This is a genomic window from Delftia sp. ZNC0008 (assembly GCF_000799035.1).
Classification (GTDB): domain Bacteria; phylum Pseudomonadota; class Gammaproteobacteria; order Burkholderiales; family Burkholderiaceae_C; genus Comamonas; species Comamonas tsuruhatensis.
This window is the reverse complement of sequence record NZ_JTKZ01000699.1, coordinates 1-22,461: the sequence shown is the minus strand read 5'-3', so window position 1 is coordinate 22,461 and position 22,461 is coordinate 1. Positions and strand designations below refer to the sequence as shown.

Genomic DNA, 22,461 nt, shown 5'->3' with positions numbered 1-22,461 from the left:
GCCTACATCGCCGGGCGGCAGCACGCGGCCCGACACCAGGATCCGGCCCGCCGTGGTGCGCCGCAGGCCCGCCACCGCCTCACCCACGGCCGTGCGCCCGCTGCTGGTGGAGCCTGTCAGCCCCACGATCTCGCCACGCCGCACCTGCAGGCTGACAGCCCCGAAACCCTTGCCGCACACCTGCTGCAGCGCAAGCACCACGGGGGCAACGCCCGTGCCCCCGCCTGCCGGGGGTGCGTGGGCGGCGCAAGACGCACCGGCCAGGCTGTCCCGCTCGCCGGTCATGGCCTCGATCAGTGCCTGCCGGGGCAGCTGCGCCACCGGCGCCGTCACCACATGGCGCGCATCGCGCAGCACGGTGACCGTCTGGCAAATCTCATAGATCTCCTGCAAGTGGTGCGAGATGAAGAGAAACGTGACGCCGCCTTGCTGCAGATCGTGCACGCGCCTGAGCAGCCGCCGCGTCTCGTCGTGGTCCAGCTGCGCCGTGGGTTCGTCCAGGATGATGAAGCGCGCGCCCAGCGACAGCGCCCGTGCGATCTCCACCAGTTGGCGGGCTTCCACCGTCAGATCCCGGGCCAGCGCATCCTCGTGCACATCGATCTGCCAGGCATCCAGCAAGGCCCTTGCCTCGCGCCGCAGCACGCGCCAGGAAATCCAGCCATGGCGCAGCGGCTGCCGGTTGATGAACAGGTTCTCGGCGACCGACAGCTCGCCGATGATGGTCGAATGCTGGTAGACACAGGCCACATGCTGGCGCCAGGCCATGCGGTCGGTCACCGCAGGCGCGGGCTGGCCGTTGAAGCGGATGCTTCCCGTGCCGGGCTGGTGCAGGCCGGTCAGCAAGGCGACCAAGGTGGACTTGCCTGCGCCGTTGCGGCCAGCCAGTGCATGCGACTCGCCCGGCATGACCGCCAGGCTCACATCGTGCAAGGCCGTCGTGGAGCCGAAACGCAAGCCGAGCCCACGCGCCTCCATCACCGGCGTGCCCGGTCTGTCAGCCATGAATCCGGGGGGCATCGTCATGGTTGGTTGGCCCACAGCGACTTGTCGTCCACGTTCTCGCGGGTCACCACGGGTGCGGGCAACTGGTCCTCCAGAATGCCGGGCGCCACCTCCACGATGCGGCTGCCATGCGGGGTGGGCCCGGGCTTGAACGACTGCCCTGCCAGCGCTGCCTTGATGTAGTACAGGCCGTACTTTGCGTAAAGATCGGCGGGCTGCGAGATGGTGGCGTCGATCTCGCCCCTGCGGATGGCATCCAGCTCCTGCGCGATGCCGTCGTTGCTGATCACCACGATGTGCCTCGGATCGCCGGCCGGATGCAGCAGCCCCCTGCGCCGCAGCGTCTGCAGCGTGGGCGCCAGATAGACGCCGCCTGCGTGCATGTAGATGCCCTTCAGGTCCGGATGCGCGGACAGCAGGCCGTCGAGCGCGGCGGCGGCGGCATCGGACTTCCAGGCCGCTGGAATCTCCAGCACCTGCAGCGCCGGGAAATCCTTCATGCAACTGCGGAAAGCCTCGGCCCGATCACGGCCGTTGACCGATGCCAGGTCGCCCATGATCTGCACCACCTTGCCCGCCTTCACCTGCGCGCCCAGGTACTGGCAGGACCGCGTGCCATAGGCGCGGTTGTCGGCACGCACCACCATCGCCACCTTGCCCCGGGTAGGCGCCACGTCCACCGCCACCACAGGAATCTTCCCCTGCTCGGCCAAGGCGAGCGCTCGACCAATGGCCGCCGAATCCAATGGCGCCACCACCAACCCCTTGGCGCCGAGGTTGATCAGATTGGCCACGTCGGTGATCTGCTGGGCCGGGTCCTGGTTGGAGTTCACCGGCGCCAGGATGTCGACCCCAAGGGCCTTGGCCATTTGCGGGAGGTAGCCGTTGTAGGCCTGCCAGAACGGCGAGGTCAGCAGCGGCAGGTTGACCCCGATCCTGCCTTGCGCCGGGCCAGGTTCCGCCGCCAGCGCCGGCCCCGCGCATGCCAGCGCCGCAACAGCGGCTGAGAACCGCCAAGCCATGCCGACCCGTTTGGCCGGTGCCTGGGAAACGCCATGCAGTGCTGCCATGGAACTGGCCTCCTCATGTGTGCCGGGACTCCGGCGGTGCGGCGGTGTGACGGGATCGCCTCTTGCCTATGACCAAAATGCCTTGGTTCGGCAAAATCATTCATCCATGAATTTATTATTTATGAATAAATTCAAACTCGGCACCTATGGTTTACCCAGAGCATTGCCCCGATGCGCAAGGCATCCTCCAAAACAGGATCAGTCCTATCCCGAACGTAAGATCTGCACGCATGAGCAAAGCACTGGACAACGCAGAAGACAGCGATCGCTACCGCGCGCCGGCACTGGACAAGGGGCTGGACATCCTGGAGCTGCTGGCCGAGCACCCCGATGGACTGACGCGGGCCGAGATCGTCAAGGAACTGGGCCGGGGCCCCAGTGAGATCTACCGCATGCTCGAGCGGCTGGTGGCCCGGCAATATGTGATGCGCTCGGCCGGCGGCGACCGCCATGCGCTCAGCCTCAAGATGTTCGCGCTGGCGCACCGCCACCCGCCCGTCAACCGCCTCGTGACCCAGGCGCTGCCCGTCATGGATGCCTATGCGCGGCAGGCCGAGCAGTCCTGCCACCTGGGCCTCTACGACCGTGGCAATGTCCTGATCGTGGCCCAGGTCCCCGGCCCCGGGAACTGGGGCCTGTCAATCAGGCTGGGCGCACGCGTCGGGCTGCTGGACACCGGGTCAGGCCATGTGCTGCTGGCCTGCCAGACACCCGAACGCCGCGCGCAGATGCTGGCCGAGCACACGCCTTTGGAAGGCGAGGTGCCACTGCCCGAAGCGCAGCTGCACGACATGCTGGAACAGATACGCAGCACGGGCTACAAGCAGCGCGAAAGCCTGCAGTCCTATGGCGTGGTGGACATCTCCTGCCCCATCCTCGGACCCGACGGCCATGCCATGGCCGTGCTGACATCTCCCTATATCCGGCGCATCGATGGACATGCGGGCCCTTCGCTGGATGAAGCGCGCGAATGCCTGTTGCAGGCGGCACAGGAGTTGTCGTTGAACCGGCAGCCGCGCGACGGCCAGTGAGCCGCGCGCAGCCTGCCGGCTGGCGTCAACGCGCCGTCGTATCGCTGCTGGCCGCCACGATGGGGATATAGAACTCCCCGCCCGCGCGGTTGAATTCCTCGGCCTTGGCCTGCATTCCGGCGGCAATGCCTTCCTGCTCGGCCACGCCCTTGGCAGCGGCGAATTCGCGCACTTCCTGGGTGATCTTCATGGAGCAGAACTTGGGGCCGCACATGGAGCAGAAGTGCGCCACCTTGGCGCTGTCCTTGGGCAGGGTTTCGTCGTGGTAGGCCTGGGCGGTGTCGGGGTCCAGGCCCAGGTTGAACTGGTCCTGCCAGCGGAAGTCGAAGCGGGCCTGGCTCAGCGCGTCGTCGCGGGCGCGGGCGCCGGGGTGGCCCTTGGCGACGTCGGCGGCGTGGGCCGCGATCTTGTACGCGATGATGCCCTGCTTGACGTCGTCGCGGTCGGGCAGGCCCAGGTGTTCCTTGGGCGTGACGTAGCACAGCATGGCGGTGCCGAACCAGCCGATCATGGCCGCGCCGATCGCGCTGGCGATGTGGTCGTAGCCGGGGGCGATGTCGATGGTCAGCGGGCCCAGGGTGTAGAACGGCGCCTCGTGGCAGTGCTTGAGCTGCTCGGTCATGTTGGCCTGGATCATGTGCATGGGCACGTGGCCGGGGCCTTCGATCATGGTCTGCACGTCGTGCTTCCAGGCCAGCTGGGTCAGCTCGCCCAGGGTCTGCAGTTCGGCGAACTGGGCCTCGTCATTGGCGTCCGAGGCGCTGCCGGGGCGCAGGCCGTCGCCCAGCGAGAAGCTGACGTCGTACTGCTTCATGATGTCGCAGATGTCCTCGAAGTGCTCGTACAGGAAGCTCTCGCGGTGGTGGGCCATGCACCACTTGGCCATGATGGAGCCGCCGCGCGAGACGATGCCTGTGCGGCGCTGGGCCGTGAGGTGGATGTAGGCCAGGCGCACGCCGGCGTGGATGGTGAAGTAGTCCACGCCCTGCTCGGCCTGCTCGATCAGCGTGTCGCGGAAGATGGGCCAGGTCAGGTCCTCGGCGATGCCGCCCACTTTCTCCAGCGCCTGGTAGATGGGCACGGTGCCGATGGGCACGGGCGAGTTGCGGATGATCCAGTCGCGCGTGGTGTGGATGTTCTTGCCGGTGGACAGGTCCATCACGTTGTCCGCGCCCCAGCGGATGGCCCAGACCAGCTTCTCGACCTCTTCCTCGATGCTGGAGGTGACGGCCGAGTTGCCGATGTTGGCGTTGATCTTGACCTTGAAGTTGCGCCCGATGGCCATGGGCTCGATCTCGGGGTGGTTGATGTTGGCCGGGATGATGGCGCGGCCGCGCGCCACTTCGTCGCGCACGAATTCGGGCGTGATGATCTTGGGGATGGCGGCGCCCAGGCCATTGCCGGCCAGGCGCGCCTCGCGCGCGGCGTCCTGCTGGTACTCGGCCATCCATTCGCGGCGGCCGTTCTCGCGCAGGGCCACGTATTCCATCTCGGGCGTGATGATGCCCTTGCGCGCGTAGTGCATCTGGGTGACGTTGCCACCGCTTTTCGCGCGGCGCGGCTGGCGCTGCAGCGATGCGGCCTCGGCCCGCAGGCGGGCCACGCGCTCGTCTTCCTCGCCGCGCTTGCCGCCGTCGTCCAGTGCCTGGCGCAGGCGCCCGGCGTAGTACTCGCTGTCGCCGCGCGACTCGATCCAGGCATTGCGCACGCCCGGCAGGCCGCTGCGCACGTCGATGGCCACGGCCGGATCGGTGTAGGGGCCCGAGGTGTCATAGACGCTGACCTGCTCGCCATTGGTCAGCTGGATATCGCGCACGGGCACGTTGAGGCCGGCATGCAGGCTGCCTTGCAGATAGCTCTTGGTGGAGGCCGGGAACGGCTTGCGCGACTGCGCCAGCAGGTCGGAAAAACGCTGTGCGTCTGGAGCTTCGCCGGCTGCGGGGGTGAAGATGGAATCGGGAGCGTTCATGTCGGGTTCCTTGCGTTCAAAGCGTCGATCAACAACGCTCCGGGAACCGGACACTCCTTGGGCTGTGCCAAAGGCCGCGCACCGGGCTATGCCAGTGTGGGCCTGCCAGGGCCGTATGGCCTTGGCCCCTGGTTGCCACGCACGCCAAGGCGCACGAGCAGCCTTGGTTGGCAAGGGTCGATGCGCATCGGATGGTGGCCTGCCTGGCCGTTGCGGCCCTGCGTGTATCCGCCGTGGCGGACTTCCATCCTCTGACTTCGGCCCTGCTTCAGGGTCCCGCTCTTCTTCCGCCGGTATCAACCGGATCAAGTTCGTCGGGTTCGCCGCCTGGCCCATGCAGCGCATGGACCGGTTGGCATCTCAGTGCATCAGCACACCCCGGAGCAGCGGCAAGTATAGGGGATGGTTGGCGGCCCATCGCCTGCGGGTTTGCCCAGGGGCCATGCGCCGCAGTCAGTCGAAGCCGCGCAGCGCCCCCCATTCGGCCAGCGGAGCGCGCGTGGCGCGCCAGCCGTTGATGGGGGCGTTCTTGTCCTCGTAGCCCAGCGCAATGCCGAAGGCCACGTGGTAGCCCTCGGGCAGCGCCAGCGCCTGGGTCACGGCGTCGTTGTAGCGGCGCCAGAAGCCCTGGGCACAGGTGGCCAGGCCATTGGCGCAGGCCAGCAGCATGAAGGACTGCAGGTAGATGCCCAGGTCCACCCATTGCGGCAGGCCCATGCGCTCGTCCACGGCCACGATCAGGCCCACGGGCGCGCCGAAGAACTGGCCGTTGCGGGCCAGCTGCTCCAGCCGCGCGGGCTTGTCGTCGCGCGGAATGCCCAGCGACTGGTACAGCTCTTCGCCATTGGCAAAGCGCCGGCTGCGGTAGGGCTCCCAGAGATTGGGCGGGTAGGACAGGCCGGGCTGGGCGTCCTGGGGCTCGGCTTCGGCAACGGCGGTCAGCAGCTGCTGCAGCGGCTCGCCCGTCAGCGCCAGCACGCGCCAGGGCTGCAGGTTGCCGCCCGAGGCCGCATTGGCCGACTGTTCCATCAGGGTGCGCACCAGCGCCGCATCGGGCGACTGGGGCAGGAAGGCGCGCACGGAGCGGCGCGCATGCAAGGCCTGTTCAACGTTCATGCTGGTCGGAGTCTCCGGTCTTCTTGGGGGATCTTGGGGATCTTTGGGGATCTTGTGCAGGCCTACTTGCCCATGATCTGGTCGATCTTGTCCTTCTGGAACGCCTGCGGGCGCTCGGATTCGCAGGGCACGCAGTCGCCCACCTTGCTGCCGGCCGAGAGCTTGGCAATGGCCTCCCACAGCAGCGCGATCTGCTGCTCGTGCGCGGCCGCGCCGTCGCTCAGGCCGCGCATGGCCTGGGCCACGGGGTCCATTTCCTGGGTGATGCCGTAGGCCGTGAAAGGCTGGGGCGCGGCAGAGGCCGGGACCTTGATGGACTCGGCCTTGGCCGATGCCGGGTCGTGCTCGGTCACATCGGCGCTGTGGCCGTTCTTGCTGGCGATGATGCGCGCCGGAATGCCCACGGCCGTGGCGCCTGCGGGCACGGGCTTGATGACCACGGCATTGCTGCCGATCTTGGCGCCGTCGCCCACCTCGAAGCCGCCCAGCACCTTGGCGCCCGCGCTGACCACCACATCGCGGCCCAGCGTGGGATGGCGCTTGGCGCCCTTGTACAGCGAGGTGCCGCCCAGGGTCACGCCGTGGTAGATGGTGCAGCCGTCGCCGACCACGGCCGTCTCGCCGATGACGACGCCCATGCCGTGGTCTATGAAGACGCGCTCGCCGATGACGGCGCCCGGGTGGATCTCGATGCCCGTGAGCCAGCGGCCGATGTGCGAGATGAAGCGCCCCAGCCACTTGAGGCCATGGTTCCAGCACCAGTGCGCCGGGCGCTGCAGCCAGATCGCATGGAGACCCGGATAACAGGTGATGACCTCCCAGGTGCTGCGTGCCGCAGGGTCGCGGTCGAGGATGCACTGGATATCGGAGCGCAGGCGGTCAAGCATCTAGGGGCTGGTTATTGTTGACAAGACCGCTCAGTCTAGCGTTTCGGTGGGGTGCTCTGCAGCATGGCCTTCGCAACACCGCGCAGGATGTGGATTTCCTCGGCGGTCAGTTGCGAGCGGTTGAAAAGCTGGTTGAGGCGCGGCATCAGCTTCTTGGGCGCAGCTGGATCGAGAAAGCCGATATGCGCCAGCGCCTGCTCCCAATGGCCCAGCATGCCGGCCACCTGGGCCGCGTCGGCGCGCTGCGGCGCGGGCGTGTGCTCCACCACGGGAAAGCCGCCCAGCGCCTGGCGCCATTCGTAGGCCACCACCTGGATGGCCGCCCCCAGGTTCAGCGAGCCGAACTGCGGATTGGACGGAATCGACAGCGCCACATCGCTGCGGTAGACATCGTCGTTGCTCATGCCGAAGCGCTCGCAGCCGAACAGGAAGGCCACGCCGGACTGGTTGCAGCGCGGCGTGGGAGCCGGTGCGGACAAGGATTCATCGGCGGGCGGCGCCGCTTCATCGGGCGCATCCAGCACATCCAGCGCCCCGCTGAGCAGCAGCTCGAAATGCTGGCGCGGCGTGCGCGTGGGCGGGCCGAAGTCGCGCGGCGTCATGGCCGTGGCGCACAGGTGGCTGATGCCGTCCAGCGCCTCCTCCAGCGTCTCGACCACGCGCGCATTGCCCAGCACGTCCAGCGCGCCGCTGGCCCGCTGGATGGTCTCTTCCTTGCGCAGCACGTTGGGCCAGCGCGGGCGCACCAGCACCAGGTCGTCAAAGCCCATGGTCTTCAGGGCGCGGGCGGCGGCGCCCACATTGCCGGCGTGGCTGGTTTCTATCAGTACGAATCGGGTTTTCATTGCGTCGCTGGCCTGCCGGCGCCGGCAGAGCCCCCAAGACGGGACAGGTTGCGCAGCACAAAACGGACAAGGCGGGTAAAATTGCGCGCTATTGTCGCCGCCCCGCATCGCCGGACGCGGCTTTTTCCGTTCTTACCCGCGTCAAACAGCCTGCTTTTGCCAGAGAGGACCGTCCTCTCCTTGCACAGCCGCTGCTCCGCCAACGCCTCACAATCTATGTCGACCAACCTGCATCCCATGCTCAACGTGGCCATCAAGGCCGCACGCGCCGCCGGCGCCATCATCAACCGCGCGGCTCTTGACGTGGAATCCGTGCGTGTCGCACAAAAGCAGGTCAACGACTTTGTGACCGAGGTGGACAAGGCGGCCGAGCAGGCCATCATCGAAACCTTGCTGGGCGCCTACCCGGGCCACGGCATCCTGGCCGAGGAATCGGGCAACGAGTTCGGCGCCAAGAACTCCGACTACGTCTGGATCATCGATCCGCTGGACGGCACCACCAACTTCATCCACGGCTTCCCCGTGTACTGCGTGAGCATTGCCCTGTCCTTCAAGGGCAAGGTGGAGCATGCCGTGGTGTACGACCCCTCGCGCAACGACCTGTTCACGGCCACGCGCGGCCGCGGCGCCTACCTGAATGACCGCCGCATCCGCGTGTCCAAGCGCATCCAGCTCAAGGACAGCCTGATCTCCACCGGCTTCCCCTTCCGCCGTGGCGACAACTTCAAGCAGTACATGAACATGCTGGGCGACGTGATGCAGGAAACCGCAGGCGTGCGCCGCCCCGGCGCCGCCGCGCTGGACCTGGCCTACGTGGCAGCCGGCTTTGCCGACGGCTTCTTCGAAAGCGGCCTGCAGATCTGGGACGTGGCCGCCGGCAGCCTGCTGGTGACCGAGGCCGGTGGCCTGGTCGGCAACTTCACGGGTGAGGCGGATTTCCTGGAGCAGAAGGAATGCCTGGCGGGCAATCCGCGCATCTATGGTGCGCTGGTCGGCATCGTTGGCAAGTACAGCAAGTTTGCTTCTGCTGGGGAGAAGGCTGGTGTGCGGCAGGCTTTGTCTGATTCTGGCGAGGCGGCTCCCGTCGCTGATGCTGAAACTGCTGAGTCTGAGCAGCAGCCTGAGGCTTGATTCCGGCTTCTCCTCTCTCTCTTTAAAACAGCTCCTTCAAGGGGCTGTTTTTCATTGGGCGTGGACTTGGGTACTTTGTTTTTGACCCTGCCGGGGGGTGCTTTTCGAGGCCGGGTCTCGGCCCGGCGGCCGACCTACCTTTCTTTGATTCGTCAAAGAAACGTAGGCCAAAGAAAGACGACCCGAATGTCCACGTCCCTTCGCTGCGCTGCGGGCAACCTGCGTCGTGCCACCTGCGGGGTTCGCCGCAGAACTCACTGCGCGCTGCGCGCTCCGTTCAAACAACTGCGGCGAGTCAGTTGACGAGGCAGCCCTGTCCTTCGGCAGGACTGCAACCCCGCAGGCGGCCCGACGCAGGCGTGGACATACGGGAGGGGTGAGAGGGGGCCACGGTCAGGGGCAGCATGCTGCCCACTGCACGTTTACCGCCTCTTTTACCTCGCGCGTGCGTTGATCACCGCCTCGGCCACGTTGCGCGGTGCTTCGGCGTAGTGCTTGAACTCCATGGAGTAGGTGGCACGGCCTTGCGTTTGCGAGCGCAGGGAGGTGGCGTAGCCGAACATTTCGGACAGGGGTACTTCGGCCTTGATGGACTTGCCGCCGCCGGCCATGTCGTCCATGCCCTGCACCATGCCGCGACGCGAGGACAGGTCGCCCATGACGGTGCCGGCGTAGTCTTCGGGCGTCTCGACTTCCACGGCCATCATGGGTTCCAGGATGACGGGGTTGGCCTTCCTGGCGGCTTCCTTGAAGCCAAAGATGGCCGCCATCTTGAAGGCCATTTCGTTGGAGTCCACGTCGTGGTAGGAGCCGAAGGTCAGCGTGACCTTGACGTCCACCACGGGGTAGCCAGCCAGCACGCCGCTGGTCAATGCCTCGACCACGCCCTTTTCCACCGCAGGGATGTACTCGCGCGGCACCACGCCGCCCTTGATGGCGTCAACGAACTCGAAGCCCTTGCCGGGTTCCTGCGGCTCCACCGTGAAGACCACGTGGCCGTACTGGCCCTTGCCGCCGGACTGGCGCACGAACTTGCCATCCACATCGGTGACTTTCTTGCGGATGGTCTCGCGGTAGGCCACCTGGGGCTTGCCCACGTTGGCTTCCACGTTGAACTCGCGCTTCATGCGGTCCACGATGATTTCCAGGTGCAGCTCGCCCATGCCGGCAATGATGGTCTGGCCCGATTCCTCATCGGTGCGCACGCGGAAGGACGGGTCTTCGGCCGCCAGGCGCGACAGGGCGATGCCCATCTTTTCCTGGTCGGCCTTGGACTTGGGCTCCACGGCCTGGGCGATCACGGGCTCGGGGAAGACCATCTTCTCCAGCACGATGGGCGCGGACGGGTCGCACAGGGTCTCGCCCGTGGTCACGTCCTTCAGGCCCACGCAGGCGGCAATGTCGCCGGCGTGGATTTCATCGACCTCCAGGCGCTCATTGGCATGCATCTGCACGATGCGGCCGATGCGCTCCTTCTTGTCCTTGACGGAGTTGAGCACGCTGTCGCCCTTGTTGAGCACGCCCGAGTAGACGCGCACAAAGGTGAGCTGACCCACGAAGGGGTCGGTCATCAGCTTGAAGGCCAGGGCAGAGAACTTCTCGCTGTCATCGGCATGGCGCACGATGATGGAGCCGTCTTCCGCATGGCCTTCCACGGGCGGCACTTCCAGCGGGGAAGGCATGAGTTCGACCACGGCGTCCAGCAGGCGCTGCACACCCTTGTTCTTGAAGGCCGAGCCGCACAGCATGGGCTGGATCTCGCCCGCAATGGTGCGCAGGCGCAGGCCGCGCAGGATGTCGGCCTCGGGCAGGTCGCCCTCTTCCAGGTAGCGGTTCATCAGGTCTTCGCTGGCCTCGGCAGCCGCCTCCACCATGGACTCGCGCCACTTCCTGGCGTCTGCCACCATGGCTGCGGGAATGTCCTGGTACTCGAACTTCATGCCCTGCGTGGCCTCGTCCCAGATGATGGCCTTCATCTTGAGCAGGTCCACCACGCCGGTGAACTGCTGCTCCGCGCCAATGGGCAGCACGATGGGCACGGGGTTGGCCTTGAGGCGGTCGATCATCATCTGCCGCACGCGCAGAAAATCCGCGCCCGTGCGGTCCATCTTGTTGACGAAGGCCAGGCGCGGCACCTTGTACTTGTTGGCCTGGCGCCAGACCGTCTCGGACTGCGGCTGCACGCCGCCCACGGCGTCATAGACCATGACGGCGCCGTCGAGCACGCGCATGGAGCGCTCCACTTCAATCGTGAAGTCCACGTGGCCCGGGGTGTCGATGATGTTGATGCGGTGCTGGTCAAAGCGGCCGTCCATGCCCTTCCAGAAGCAGGTCGTGGCCGCCGAGGTGATGGTGATGCCGCGCTCCTGCTCCTGCTCCATCCAGTCCATGATGGCGGCGCCCTCGTGCACCTCGCCCAGCTTGTGGCTCACCCCGGTGTAGAACAGGATGCGCTCGGTCGTGGTGGTCTTGCCGGCATCGATGTGCGCGGAGATACCAATGTTGCGATAGCGTTCTATGGGGGTGTGGCGGGCCATGAAAGGACTCCTGGGTGCTGATAAGCGTTGATGCGTGGATCTGCCGTGGGCTGGGATTCTCGCGGGGGTTGAATGAGGGTTGATGACAATTGGAATGTACGAAGACAATCGTACTATCTTCCGCAACTTCTTGCACAACGATCCATGTTTTCACCACGCCATGCCCCTGTCTGCCAGATAACTGCCCGCGCCACGCCGCATCAGCGACGTGCGGCATTGCTTCCATGGCACAGTGGCGCCCCATCGACTGGACGATTCATGCTTGCCAACCATCCCGACCGCGAACAGATACGCCTGGAAAACCTGCTCAACGCCCTGGGCAACCCCCTGCGCCTGGCCGTGGTGCGCGCGCTGGCCGCAGGCCATGAGCGCGCCTGCGGCTCGCTCTTGCAGGGCCAATCCAAATCCACCATGACCCACCACTGGCGCGTGCTGCGCGACAGCGGCGTGATCTGGCAGCGCCCCGACGGCCGCGAAAACCTGCTCTCCCTGCGCCGCGAAGACCTGGACGCGCGCTTTCCCGGCCTGCTGGACGCGCTGCTGCAGGCCCTGGCCGAAGACCCGCTCACCGAACAGACCACGGCGGCCCACCTCAAACCCTGCCCTTGAAGCCCCGCCCCTGCAACGCAGGCGGCAGCCCTGCGCCCTACCCCTTCACGGCAAGCGCCACAGCAACGCCCTCATCCGCAAACCGCTTGGCCGCCTTGAGCAGATAGCTCACGGCATAGAGGATGGGGTCATCGGCCTCGTCGCCATTCAGATGGTCCACCACCTCGATGGCATAGCCCAGGTCCACCGCCGTGTCGTGCAGCAGGCCCAGCAGCTCCTTGTCCTGCGGCTCCAGCGACTGCGCCTGATCGGCCTTCACGTAGTAGATGCGCAGCAGGTCGCGGCAGACGCAGTTGATGGCCGTGACTTTGTGGTGAGCGTGCAGGTCCAAAACGTCCAGGGCGGCGCCCAGGTGCAGGACGGCGTCGATGGCCAGGTCTTCGAGTTTGGGTTCGGAAATGGTGCAGATGTCTTGATCCATCGAAGCCTCCTCTGATGATTGAAGCCTGCGTCTCGGCCTCGTACCGAGCTGTGCCGGATGCAAGGCAGCAGCAGCCCAAGCTCAGCAAAAGAGTTAAATATAACGTGGTTTAAATTGCATCAAAAACTGACGCTCTTGCCCATGCAAAAGCGTCCTGTCAAACGCGGCCGTCCAGCCGGCGCCACTTCGTTCGATGCAGACATTGCCCGGGCTTTCGGCGCGGCGGTGCGCGCCCTTCGCACCGAGCGCGGTATCTCCCAGGAGTCATTGGCCAACCTCGCCGACATAGAGCGCTCTCACATGGGCAAGGTGGAGCGTGGGGAGCACATGCCCACCCTGGCTATCGTGTTCAAGATTGCGCGGGGGCTGGGGTGCAGTGCGGCTGAGGTGATGGGGAGGGCTGAGGAAGAGTTAGGGGCGGAGGCCCAGCCTGCGAAAACAGAAATTCAGTGATTTTCCCGAAGCTCGAAGTCACTTCCACCCATCAATGCGGCGTTGACTCTGGAGGCAACAAGTGGCCCCCAGACCTTCAACCCGGCTTCCAACTCGTATGAAAAATGTGCTGTCCGTAAATGCTGTGCTTGACCAACTGGCGACCTTCGTCGGCAAAGACATCTCTTTGGTGGGCATCCTGCGATTCGAGTTCGAGGGGACGGCTCTGGACCACTTCCCACTGTCGGAACGCCGCGTAGCGAAAGATGGTGGCCCACGCGAACCGTCAAGTGTGTGGCTGAGCGCCGGTCCAGGCGACCTTCAGTTCAACGATGTGCGGCTTCAACGATGGCACGGAAAGCGAGTCACGGTACTTGGCACTTTGCTTGGTCCTGATGAAAAGCTCGGAGGATGTGGGCATTTCTCTGCGTTTCCAGCCGAGGTGGTGGCTCGATCTATTGAGCGGCTCTAGGCGGCTAGGAGCAGCCACTAGCTATAGCCTTCCGAGCGACGGCTCCAGGCTGCGAGCAGCACAGTCCTGTGCAGCCGCTCAACAGCCGCTGTCGGCCCTACAGCGGCTGTTCACTAAGGCGGCCGTCATGGCCCTGCCTCGTTTCGAGTACAGCAAGATGTGACAAAATACGAGCATTTGAACAGGCCATATGAAATCTCGCTCGATCCGGCGGGGAAGGACGAGACCGAAGTGATTGGAACTAGTAGCGAGGCCTTCCGTTTCGTCGATCTCTTCGCTGGGCTGGGTGGCTTCCACGTCGCCCTCAATGAGTTGGGTGGACGTGGCGTGTTCGCTGCTGAGCGGGAGCCCAAGCTGAAGGCCCTCTACAAGGTCAACTTCGGTATCGACGCTTGGGGTGACCTTAACGACCTCAGCAGCGACGAGATCATCGCCCGTAACCTGCCCGATCACCACGTTCTTACCGCTGGTTTTCCGTGCCAACCGTTCTCCAAAGCAGGAGATCAACTGGGCTTCAAGGACACTAACCAAGGCAATCTTTTCTTCAAGGTTCACGAGATCCTACGTGTCAAGCGGCCGCGACACTTCATCTTGGAGAACGTGCCCAATATTCTCAAGCACGACGGTGGCCGCACCAAGGCCACGATCATCCGCATGCTGGAAGAGCTTGGCTACTCCGTCGACGTCGAGCACTTCTCTCCCCACGATTTCGGCATTCCGCAGGTGCGGGACCGTGCCTACTTCGTGGGTTCGCTCGAGGGGCTCGATCATTTCGAGTGGCCGGCGAGGCACAAGGATCCCACCCAAATTCACTGTGTACTGCGCCACGACGTACCTTCCACCCGCGCCATCCCGGAACTGACGCTGCGAGCCATCGACATGTGGGGAGACTTTCTGCGCCACTCTCCGGCTGAGTTGAAGCTGCCTTCCTTCCCGATCTGGGCAATGGAGTTCGGTGCGACCTACCCCTACGAGGACGAAACTCCGCCAGGGATTTGGGCTCGCAGACCTATGTGGGGTCTTTGCCAGATGGGCTTCAAGGGTAGCTTCGGCCAATCCCTCGAGGGCCCGGTCGACGAACAAATCACGAGGATACCGAGCCATTCCAACCGTGCAGGCGACTTCGATTTCCCACTGTGGAAACGGACTTTTATCAGGCAGAACCGTGAGTTCTACCAAGCCAACCGCTCCTGGATTGATCCCTGGCTTGCAAGGTGGCGCCCTCAAGACTTCCCCTCCAGCTTCCAGAAGATGGAGTGGAACGCACAGGGTGAAGAGCGCGACATCGACAACTTCGTGCTGCAAGTTCGTGCGTCTGGACTGCGGGTCAAGCGTCCCACAACCTCCCCAAGTCTCATAGCCTTCACGCAGACCCAAGTGCCCATCCTCGGAGCTAACCTGACCGGTGAACGTCGCTACATGACCCCAGCCGAGTGTGCTGAACTTCAGTGCCTCGGCGGCATCCAGTTGCCCACGTCCGACCTCGACGCGTATAAGGCCTTGGGCAACGCAGTGAACGCCCGTGTCGTCAAAGCAATCGCCGAACGATTGTTGTACAGGCTCATCCGGCCTACCTTGAGCGACACCTCTGACCTCAAACCGTTGAAAGCTACTGCATGACTGACCGCATAGAACACGAAGACGATTTTGACGAGGAGGATCCACGGATCCAACTGCTGGAGAGCCTTGCCGATGGGATGGCAACTCTTTCGGAGGCTTCAGACACGCCCGACGGGGTCACCCCAGTATCTTCAATGTTCAGTAGCGGTGACGTAGACTTTTCTTCTGACGCATGGATGAATCAACTGGCCGAGATCCAGGGTTGGCTGAGCCTCAGCAAGGATCTCCCGCTCACGGGAGGCAAATCCTTCCTTCAGGCGCTCATCGCTGAGTTCGAACTCGATCCCACCGACTTGCTCGCCTCAGGGACAGCGTACCCACCGCTGAGTCTCCGCGCGCTGGAACGTCTCAACGAGCGCCTGGATACCGCCGGGCGGTTGCAGATCGACTTTCTCGAAGATCTTGAGACCAAGGGCACCAGTCGAGCTTCGGCCACCCAGTCTTGGGCTGACGCGTGGGCGGAAATTGACGCGAGTGAGGGGGCGGTGAGTCCGGAACCGGTCACAGCAAAAGCCGACGTCTGGCCGATCTTCCAACTCACCAAGAAACCGCCGAACCTAACGCCGTCCTACCAGCGCGGAGACGTCTGGCGTAATGGTGACCGGCAGTCCCTAATAGAGTCCATCCTTCGGGGCGTCCCCCTGCCCTCCATCATCCTGCTCCGCAGCAAACCATCCATTCCGCACGAGGTCGTCGACGGCAAGCAGAGGCTCACGGCCATACTCCGGTTCGTGGGCAAGCACCCTGTCGCCAAACAGAAAGTTGCGGAGGTCGCTGCCCGACACAGCGGCAAGAAGTTTAACAAGCATGGACGGCTCGACGACCAAGGCGACCAGAGCCTGGCTGATCTGTTCAACACCGACTATCCGGCCTTCCGTCTTGCGTGGAAGGCGCTAGAAGGTCACGCACTCAAAGCCGAGCATGAGAACGAGTACTACTTTCCGTTCAAGCTGCGCACAACCGGAGACGGCGGGCTGGTCGGTCGCAACCTTGAACCTCTCCGCGGCAAGTATTACACGCAAATCAAGCGCCACGAGATCAACGTCGCTAGCCAGCAGCTCGACGTTGAGGAACTGTTCGAGGGCGTCGTGGAGTACAAAATCCCCGTTATTGAGTACACCCAGGCCTCTCAGGCTCAGATTCATGAGGTTTTCCGTCTTTACAACAAACAGGGCGTGCACCTGAACGCGGAAGAGATCCGTAACGCCGTCTACCATGAAGCCGAACTCACGCGCGCAACGCTCGCAGCGGCCGGCGACGCCGACCCAAACACTGATGTCGCCAAAATTGCCAAGTCGCTAGCCGGTGTCGCGAATCTTGGTCGCCTCGGCCAGGCACTGACGAACTACGGCTTCGGCGACACGCGCTACAAGCGCACTAAGGTTCTGGCATGGGTCATCTCGGTCTTGGTGCATGACACCGCTGGAAGGGATCTGGCATCGACCAGCCGTAACATCGACCAATTGCTGATCGCGGTTCAGAAGAACCCGTCCCACCCGCTTGCCCAGTCCTCGACCTTGACCAGACTGTTCTCGCTGCTGCTGCACGCCGTGGAACTCCACTCATCGCACGATGAGTTGTGGTCCGATCAATTCAAGGATGGCGGCAAGGGTGCCAAGTGGCAGGAACTCCAACTCGTAGGTTCCCTCGTGGGCATTACCATGGCCTTAGCGGCCTCGCCAAACGACATCGAGGACCGCATCGAAGCGAAGGGTGATGTTATCCGCAGGGCCAGCGAAGAATCCGCAGATTGGGCACGCCCGGGTAAGACGCAGACAAAAACCCAGTGGGACTTCATCGCCAGGATCAGCAAAAGTCTCCTCGAACTATTGGACATCGACCCTCATCAAGCGGCGGAGGCAATAAGTCAACAGTTCGGGGCCTCCGGCTACTCGTCGTTGCAGCGGATGCTCATCAAACCGAAGAGTTAAGAGCAGTGTCAGGAAATTCCCCACTCGTCGAGCACGTCTACTTCAATCCACCCGCGCCCCAGGAGGCGGACTCATGGTGGGCCCGCTACAAGGCTCAACTTGCCGGCTTGACCGAGACAGCGCGCGCCTCAGTTGAAGCAGACTCCCGCTACATTGTCCAGCGCGGAATCATGGCAGCCGACACCGCGAAACCCGAAGAGTGGTCATCCCGCCGATCGCGCACGGGACTCGTTATGGGTTCGGTCCAGTCTGGCAAGACCGCTTCTATGCTGGGTGTCTCAGCCTTGGCCATCGACAACGGCCTCGACATCATCGTCGTACTCGCTGGAACCCGTCTCTCTTTGTGGCGCCAGACCTACGAGAGGCTGGTGCAGCAGTTGGACTCGGGAGAGGAGAACGCACAGAAGATTAAGCGCCGCCTACTGTGCCCACCGCCGGGCATCGCACTGTCGGAGCAGACGCACTCGCTTGCAACCACCTATCGCCTGCCACCGGCTCAGGTTCGACAACGTCTGAGTCAGGGCAAGCCGGTCATCATCGTGGCGATGAAGCAGACCGATCATCTGCACGCCTTGGCAGCAAGCCTGCGCGCAAATGTCTTTAGCGTGGTCAAGGAGCTTGGTCGCACGGCCCACATGCTTGTACTGGACGACGAGGCCGACGACGGCTCTGTCCTCGATGCCGTTGTTGAGTCCTCGCAGGACCCCATCTACGGCAGGCTGAAGCAGATCCCGCGTGCGATTGCCAACCTTTGGGACCCTCCCCAGGGTTCGCCTGAAAATCTGTTCTCGACCTACATCGCCTACACCGCTACACCCCAGGCCAACCTCCTTCAGGAGGACCACAACCCCCTGGCGCCGCGAGATTTCCTGATCTCTCTTCGCACGCCGCTCGACGTCGGCCATCCGGTAGACACGACCGCACCTGGCAACCTCAACTCCCCTCGCTCATCGACCTACCCCGAGCCGGCCGGGATCCGCTCCTACTACACCGGCGGTGAGGTCTTCTACCGTCGTGCGCGGGGCGGCGGCCTGTGTGTGCCCACAACCAACTCCGTTCAACATGACCTCGCCGATGCCGTTCGGGCCTTCCTGGTGGCGGGCGCCATCCGCCTGCACCGCTCCGGCAAGCTCGGCCCAGCCTCTGTCATTAGAGCCCAGTTCGACACCGAGGAAGAAGCCCTTGCCAGCGTGACTTCGCCGCACTCAATGCTCTACCACCCTTCGGCGGCAATTCTGGATCACTTCCGGGGTGCTGAAGACGTCCTGCTCTGGGCAGGAATCCAGGATCGAGCAACAGCTCGAAATCTGCTAGACGCAGGCGACGCCCGGCTCCCAGACACCTTGGTGAACGACCTGCAGGCGGACCCCGCCCCGTGGGCACAATGGCTCGACAAGTACCTTGCCTCTGCCGGAGCAATCGAGGGCGAGTTCGACGTCCTACCGCCGAAGACCTTCCCGGACTGGCAGACCGTCGAAACCCTGCTCATCGACGAGGTTATCCCAGGGACCAGGGTCGCCGTGGTCAACAGCGACCCCAGCGCTGACGATCGCCCTGCCTACACCCCCAGCCAGGACCCGGGAACTGGCAAGTGGCGCGCCGCCCGAGACATCAGCACGATCTTCGTCTCAGGGAATGTCATGGCCCGGGGGCTGACCCTGGAAGGGATGACTACGGCGTTGTTCCAACGTTCATCGGCCAACCCACTAGCCGACACTCAGATGCAGATGCAGCGCTGGTTCGGGTATCGCGGATCCTATATAGAACTGTGCCGCGTCTTTGCCTCAAGCGCTCAACTCGACCTCTTCCGCGCCTACCACGATGTCGACGAAGCGGTTCGCACAGCAATCACCGAGCGCATGATGAGCGGCACCCCTGAACCGACCGTCCTGCAGGGCTTCAACTTCGAGGCCACCGGAAAAATCGCGGGCGTCGGTAACCGGCCCCTGTCTCCAGGGGCTCGCCCTTTCGTCACAGTCATCAATGAGAGCCAACAGCCGGATCCCAATGCAGACTTAGTAGCGGAACTCTTCGCCCGACCGTCCAGCGATCTCACTGTCGCCGAAGTGCTGCGAGGCCGGATCCTAGACGTTCCACTCGAACTTACCGAGGCCGCCGAGATCTTGGATCGCCTCTCTTTCGCCGACTACCGGCCGGGAAGCGAGGGGTTCTACGCGGACTTCTGGAGCGACATCGAAGCCCGAACAAACGCAGTTGCCCCATTGCCGGATTCACCTTTCTACCGCCCGCCGGTTAAGCATGGCGAGGGAGACCAGACCCGGCATGCCTGCCCTTATGCCATCGCCGCCTACCTTCGACTCTGGTCGGCCAGCCTCACTCGGCGGATCACGGGCCTTTTTGTCACCGGCCACCCCGGCGATCTATGGTCCTACGCCGACCTCGGTCGCAAGGCGGCTGAGCAGCCACGGTTCTGGGTCGGCATTCGCTACGGAGAAGGTGACACTCTGTCTAGTGGTCCGCTGGCGCGGCTCCCTTTCAACATTCGCGCCACCACCAAGATGGTGGTCGGCGGCGAACTTAAGACGACTTGGGGAGCGAGCAACCCCAACGCAGGCCCAGGCCAATATCGCGGCGACGTCTACTTCGACTACTACCACCGCAACCTTGCTGTTCCGATGAGCAGCGACACGGCTTGGCGACCCAGCGGCTCTGATGGTCAGATCCTCTTCTACGTCAACCAACTTCCGGGCGACCTCTACCCCACGGTCGCAGTTGGAGTCTGCCTGCCTGCGGGAGGTCCCGAGCAGTTCGCAGCTACCCGTGCTGGGGTGGCCATAGTGAAAAGGAGCCTCCCATGACCAACTACGAAGAAGTTCTCGAGCAGATAAACGCCGTTCCAGCGGGTGTCACCGGAAATGACCGATCAATCACTTGGTTGACCGACGCGCAGGTGGTCGGTCTCGCCAGGAACCATCGCGGGCACCTGGAACTGTTCCTTGCAGGCGACCAGTTGAAGCCCCGGACCAGCACAGTGAAGTCTGCGATTCACTACCACTCGTGGCACCGTGACACCCAGCCGCCGCTGAGCGCGAACCGAATTCTCTTACCCGCTCTGGGACACTTCGACCAGGTGGGTGCATTCATTGCCGCTGAGTTGCTGCGTGAGAAAGCTGACGCCAATCTGGAGCGCGCCTTTGCGGTCACCGAACCCCTGATCGAACTCGCCATCAAGCGTTTGGAGATCTCCGAGAACGCCATCCTTGGACTTGTCGGAGAACTGCTCCTTCTCGACGCTCTCTGCCGGCGCGCAGAGGATATGCACGTCAGGTCGATCGTCCAGGCTTGGGATGGCTGGCGCCGCTCAGCAAGGGACTTCACATGGGAGGGTACGGGTGTGGAGATAAAAACCACAACTCGCACTACCTCAAGTCACGCCGTCCATGGCGTGCACCAGATCGAGCCTGCCGCGACCACTGATGACGCCCCCGGGGAATCGCGCCTGCTCCTCGTAAGCATCGGTCTGCGACAGACAGATCCCAACGTGCCTGCCTCGTCGATCCCATCCCTGGTGGAGAGCATCGTCGCGCGACTCACCGTGAGCGGAGCTAGCGGTTTGGTCGATGAGTTTCTTAAACGCGTGGCCATGTACGGCTCGGAGTCGGGTATCGGATACGAGCATGCCACGATGGCCAACGAGGCTCCGTTCACAACCCCGTTTAGCGTGACCTTCATCCGCGGCTACGACATGGCAGACCCGGCGGTCGAGGTGCTGCGGCGCGATGACGTGGTCGCCCACCAGCATGTGGACGTCCAGTCGCTCACCTTCCGCGTGGAACTTCCCGCGACGATCAGCTTGAACAACCCTATTGCAGGCGTCCGACGCGTCTCTGAGGCAATCCTGGGCCTGCACAGTTAAGGACGCTCTGCACAACGCGTTGAGAGGTACTCCAGCGCCCGGGCTTGTACCTCACCTACCCCCTCTATGCAACGCTCAATGCTTCTCGGGCGCTGGGCGTAGAGGCGTTGGGCAGCTCCGGAGAGCCGGATCAGAACGCGGCGCAATTAGTCGAAAGGACTCGGCAGGCTCTTCGCGACGAACTGCTTAGCCCTCCAAACCCGTCGCCCGTAATTTGGTTGCGATCGACTTCTCCCACTGCAAAGCCGCCGGCCGCATGCCGCAGATTAGCAGCACCAACAGGTCGATTGCAGCCTCCTCTGCGCTCCCACACACACCCTCCACACCCCCGCCCCATAATCCCGCCCGCAACCCCCAGCCCTCCCCCGGCCCTTCTTGCAGGCACAAGACATGACTTCACTGACCGAGCTGTGGCAGGCAGCCATCACCTGGCTCGCCACCCACGCCGTAACCCCCACCGTTCACTGGCTGGACATCGCCCAGGCGGCCGGCGATCCGCGTGAGATTGCCGAGGCGGTGCTGATTGCCGCGCTGCAGCTGTTCCTGATCGCGGGCGTGATGCGGCCGCTGGAGAGCCTGTTCCCGGCCGAGCGCTGGAGCGATCGGCGGCTGACCACGGTGGACCGCAACTACACGCTGCTGATGCTGCTGGGGCTGTTTCCGCTGTTCAGTTTTCTGGTGCTGATGCCGTTTGCCAGCATGCTGGGCGGCGGGCCGGCGGCCGAGGAGGCCACGGGGCTCAAGCACTGGGTGCCGTGGTTTGCGGACCATCCGGTGGCGCTGTTCCTGGTGTACTACGTGGTCTACGACCTGGTGTATTACTGGATGCACCGCGCCCAGCATGTGATTCCCTGGTGGTGGGCCATGCACAGCATGCACCACAGCCAGCGGCAGATGAGCTGCTGGAGCAATGACCGCAGCCATTACCTGGACGGCATGCTGCAGTCCTTCATCCTGGCCACGGTGGGGCTGGCGATGGGGGTGGAGCCTTCGGAGTTTGCGCTGCTGGGGCTGCTGAGCGAGCTGGTGCAGAACTTCTCGCACGCCAATGTGCGGCTGCGCCTGGGCTGGCTGGGCCGCGTGGGTGAGCGGGTGCTGGTGGGCCCGCTGTTCCACCGCCACCACCACATGCTGCGCGACCCCGAGCGGCCCACGCGCCACAACTGCAATTTTGGGCAGGTGCTGCCCTGGTGGGACATGCTGTTTGGCACCGCGCTGTACACCGACGAGCCCGTGCGCCCCACGGGCGTGAGCGACCCCGAGGTGGATGCCGACAACGAGCGCGGGCTGGTGGCCATGCAGTGGCATACGCTCAAGCGGTTCTGGGGGGCGTTTCGCCGGCGCGAGGGCTGGCGGCTGGGCGATGTGTCCTTCGGGCCCGGCTACCGGCCCATTCATGACGACGATGGGGCCCAGCCCCACCCTGCGGCCGGAGCGGCTGCGGTGACGGGGGCGGCCGGGGTTGCGCCTACGGCTCCAGGTTCGGCCGCATCAGCGCCTCGAACCAG

18 protein-coding genes and 1 riboswitch are annotated in these 22,461 nt (G+C 64.1%); of the genes, 10 read left to right on the top strand and 8 right to left on the bottom strand.

Features of this window, described 5'->3' with window-relative positions:
- Both L995_RS22830 and L995_RS22825 read right to left on the bottom strand, forming a co-directional pair.
- Positions 1 to 1,005, bottom strand: a 1,005-nt coding sequence (locus L995_RS22830) for an ATP-binding cassette domain-containing protein (RefSeq protein ID WP_047473823.1), incomplete at its 3' end; no start/stop codon positions are given.
- A gap of 17 nt (positions 1,006 to 1,022) precedes the next feature.
- Positions 1,023 to 2,027 carry a sugar ABC transporter substrate-binding protein gene (locus tag L995_RS22825; RefSeq protein WP_052195859.1) on the bottom strand — a complete coding sequence of 335 codons (1,005 nt, stop codon included), beginning with the start codon at positions 2,025 to 2,027 and terminating at the stop codon, positions 1,023 to 1,025.
- Between the two features lie 278 nt (positions 2,028 to 2,305).
- Between L995_RS22825 and L995_RS22820 the strand changes: the two genes are divergently transcribed.
- Entirely contained in the window at positions 2,306 to 3,106 is an 801-nt protein-coding gene (locus tag L995_RS22820; RefSeq protein WP_047473820.1) for an IclR family transcriptional regulator, read from the top strand.
- 25 nt (positions 3,107 to 3,131) lie between these two features.
- On the opposite strand, the gene thiC is transcribed toward L995_RS22820, so the two are convergent.
- The 4 genes from thiC to L995_RS22800 all read right to left on the bottom strand — a co-directional run bounded on the left by thiC (position 3,132) and on the right by L995_RS22800 (position 7,923).
- Complete coding sequence (thiC, locus tag L995_RS22815) at positions 3,132 to 5,075, bottom strand: phosphomethylpyrimidine synthase ThiC (RefSeq protein WP_047473819.1); 1,944 nt, start codon at positions 5,073 to 5,075, stop codon at positions 3,132 to 3,134.
- A gap of 265 nt (positions 5,076 to 5,340) precedes the next feature.
- Positions 5,341 to 5,466, bottom strand: a riboswitch (TPP riboswitch).
- A 62-nt stretch (positions 5,467 to 5,528) separates the two neighbouring features.
- On the bottom strand, positions 5,529 to 6,191 hold the full coding sequence (locus L995_RS22810; RefSeq protein WP_047473818.1) for a nitroreductase: 663 nt from the start codon (positions 6,189 to 6,191) through the stop codon (positions 5,529 to 5,531).
- Positions 6,192 to 6,253: 62 nt separating this feature from the next.
- Positions 6,254 to 7,078, bottom strand: coding sequence for a serine O-acetyltransferase (cysE, locus tag L995_RS22805; protein ID WP_016449662.1), 825 nt, complete (start codon positions 7,076 to 7,078; stop codon positions 6,254 to 6,256).
- A gap of 35 nt (positions 7,079 to 7,113) precedes the next feature.
- Positions 7,114 to 7,923: an RNA methyltransferase gene (locus L995_RS22800; RefSeq protein WP_047473817.1), complete on the bottom strand. Its 810-nt coding sequence runs from the start codon at positions 7,921 to 7,923 to the stop codon at positions 7,114 to 7,116.
- 216 nt (positions 7,924 to 8,139) lie between these two features.
- Between L995_RS22800 and L995_RS22795 the strand changes: the two genes are divergently transcribed.
- Positions 8,140 to 9,054 (top strand): inositol monophosphatase family protein, encoded by a 915-nt coding sequence (locus tag L995_RS22795; RefSeq protein ID WP_016449664.1) that lies wholly within the window; start codon positions 8,140 to 8,142, stop codon positions 9,052 to 9,054.
- Positions 9,055 to 9,488: 434 nt separating this feature from the next.
- Here the strand turns inward: L995_RS22795 and fusA are convergent, their stop codons facing one another.
- Positions 9,489 to 11,591 carry an elongation factor G gene (gene fusA / locus L995_RS22790; RefSeq protein WP_047473816.1) on the bottom strand — a complete coding sequence of 701 codons (2,103 nt, stop codon included), beginning with the start codon at positions 11,589 to 11,591 and terminating at the stop codon, positions 9,489 to 9,491.
- Between the two features lie 258 nt (positions 11,592 to 11,849).
- Between fusA and L995_RS22785 the strand changes: the two genes are divergently transcribed.
- Positions 11,850 to 12,200, top strand: a complete 351-nt coding sequence (locus tag L995_RS22785; RefSeq protein WP_047473815.1) for an ArsR/SmtB family transcription factor — start codon at positions 11,850 to 11,852, stop codon at positions 12,198 to 12,200.
- Between the two features lie 37 nt (positions 12,201 to 12,237).
- Here the strand turns inward: L995_RS22785 and L995_RS22780 are convergent, their stop codons facing one another.
- A complete protein-coding gene (locus tag L995_RS22780) occupies positions 12,238 to 12,621 on the bottom strand; it encodes a hypothetical protein (RefSeq protein ID WP_047473814.1) in 384 nt (127 codons plus the stop codon).
- A 141-nt stretch (positions 12,622 to 12,762) separates the two neighbouring features.
- On the opposite strand from L995_RS22780, the gene L995_RS22775 reads away from it, so the two are divergent.
- The 7 genes from L995_RS22775 to L995_RS22740 all read left to right on the top strand — a co-directional run.
- A complete protein-coding gene (locus L995_RS22775; RefSeq protein WP_047473813.1) occupies positions 12,763 to 13,074 on the top strand; it encodes a helix-turn-helix domain-containing protein in 312 nt (103 codons plus the stop codon).
- A gap of 97 nt (positions 13,075 to 13,171) precedes the next feature.
- Entirely contained in the window at positions 13,172 to 13,525 is a 354-nt protein-coding gene (locus L995_RS33370) for a hypothetical protein (RefSeq protein ID WP_156136115.1), read from the top strand.
- A gap of 159 nt (positions 13,526 to 13,684) precedes the next feature.
- Positions 13,685 to 15,145 carry a DNA (cytosine-5-)-methyltransferase gene (dcm, locus tag L995_RS22765; RefSeq protein WP_231574511.1) on the top strand — a complete coding sequence of 487 codons (1,461 nt, stop codon included), beginning with the start codon at positions 13,685 to 13,687 and terminating at the stop codon, positions 15,143 to 15,145.
- Entirely contained in the window at positions 15,142 to 17,076 is a 1,935-nt protein-coding gene (locus L995_RS22760) for a GmrSD restriction endonuclease domain-containing protein (RefSeq protein ID WP_047473811.1), read from the top strand. The genes dcm and L995_RS22760 overlap by 4 nt, the downstream gene beginning before the upstream one ends.
- Before the next feature lie 170 nt (positions 17,077 to 17,246).
- Positions 17,247 to 19,895 carry a Z1 domain-containing protein gene (locus L995_RS22755; protein WP_231574510.1) on the top strand — a complete coding sequence of 883 codons (2,649 nt, stop codon included), beginning with the start codon at positions 17,247 to 17,249 and terminating at the stop codon, positions 19,893 to 19,895.
- Complete coding sequence (locus L995_RS22750; protein ID WP_047473809.1) at positions 19,892 to 20,953, top strand: PD-(D/E)XK motif protein; 1,062 nt, start codon at positions 19,892 to 19,894, stop codon at positions 20,951 to 20,953. Before L995_RS22755 ends, L995_RS22750 begins: the two co-directional genes overlap by 4 nt.
- A gap of 390 nt (positions 20,954 to 21,343) precedes the next feature.
- The coding region (locus L995_RS22740) for a sterol desaturase family protein (RefSeq protein WP_047473807.1) at positions 21,344 to 22,461 on the top strand (1,118 nt) is incomplete at its 3' end.